The following is a 1,111-nucleotide window of genomic DNA, read 5'->3' as shown; positions in this document are numbered from 1 at the left end:
TCAGCGTTTGACCAAATCGATAACGCTCCAGAAGAGCGTGAGCGTGGTATCACAATTTCAACGTCTCACGTTGAATATGACACACCTAACCGTCACTACGCACACGTAGATTGTCCTGGACACGCCGATTATGTGAAAAACATGATCACGGGTGCTGCTCAAATGGACGGCGCGATTTTGGTTGTTGCTGCAACAGATGGTCCTATGCCACAAACACGTGAGCACATCTTGTTAGGCCGTCAGGTTGGCGTACCTTACATGATCGTATTCATGAACAAATGTGACATGGTTGACGACGAAGAGTTGTTGGAACTAGTAGAGATGGAAGTTCGTGAACTTCTAACTGAATACGAATTCCCAGGTGACGACTTACCAGTAATTCAAGGTTCAGCGCTTAAAGCGTTGGAAGGCGATGCAGCATGGGAAGGTAAAATTGTTGAGCTAGCAGAAGCGCTTGATACTTATATTCCTGATCCAGAGCGTGCAATCGACAAGCCATTCATTCTTCCAATCGAAGATGTATTCTCAATTTCAGGTCGTGGTACAGTAGTAACCGGTCGTGTTGAGCAAGGTATCGTTAAGGTTGGTGAAGAAGTAGAAATCGTTGGTATCAAAGATACGACTAAGACGACTTGTACTGGTGTTGAGATGTTCCGTAAGTTGCTTGACGAAGGTCGTGCAGGTGAGAACGTTGGTGTACTACTACGTGGTACTAAGCGTGATGACGTAGAGCGTGGTCAAGTATTGGCTAAGCCTGGTTCAATCAACCCACACACACAATTCGAAGCAGAAGTGTATGTATTGTCTAAAGATGAAGGTGGCCGTCATACTCCATTCTTCAAAGGCTATCGTCCACAGTTCTACTTCCGTACAACTGACGTAACAGGTGCTGTAGAGCTTCCTGAAGGCGTAGAAATGGTAATGCCTGGTGACAACTTGAAATTCAAAGTAGAGTTGATTGCCCCGATTGCGATGGACGAAGGTCTACGTTTCGCAATCCGCGAAGGTGGCAGAACTGTTGGCGCTGGTGTTGTTGCAAAAATTATTGCATAAGCCAGACTCCAAATAGAATTTAAAAAGCTGCCTAGTGCAGCTTTTTTTATGCGCCAAC

General features: G+C 45.5%; 1 protein-coding gene. It reads left to right on the top strand.

The window, feature by feature from the left end:
* Positions 1 to 1,053 (top strand): elongation factor Tu (gene tuf / locus ABD036_RS19080; protein WP_343862788.1); only part of this gene is annotated, 1,053 nt, incomplete at its 5' end.
* Positions 1,054 to 1,111: the final 58 nt, after the last annotated feature.

Origin of the sequence: Aliiglaciecola litoralis, assembly GCF_039523355.1 — a bacterium.
GTDB classification, from domain to species: Bacteria; Pseudomonadota; Gammaproteobacteria; order Enterobacterales; family Alteromonadaceae; genus Aliiglaciecola; species Aliiglaciecola litoralis.
Note: the sequence above shows the minus strand (reverse complement) of the source record. Positions and strands in the feature narration are given on the sequence as shown.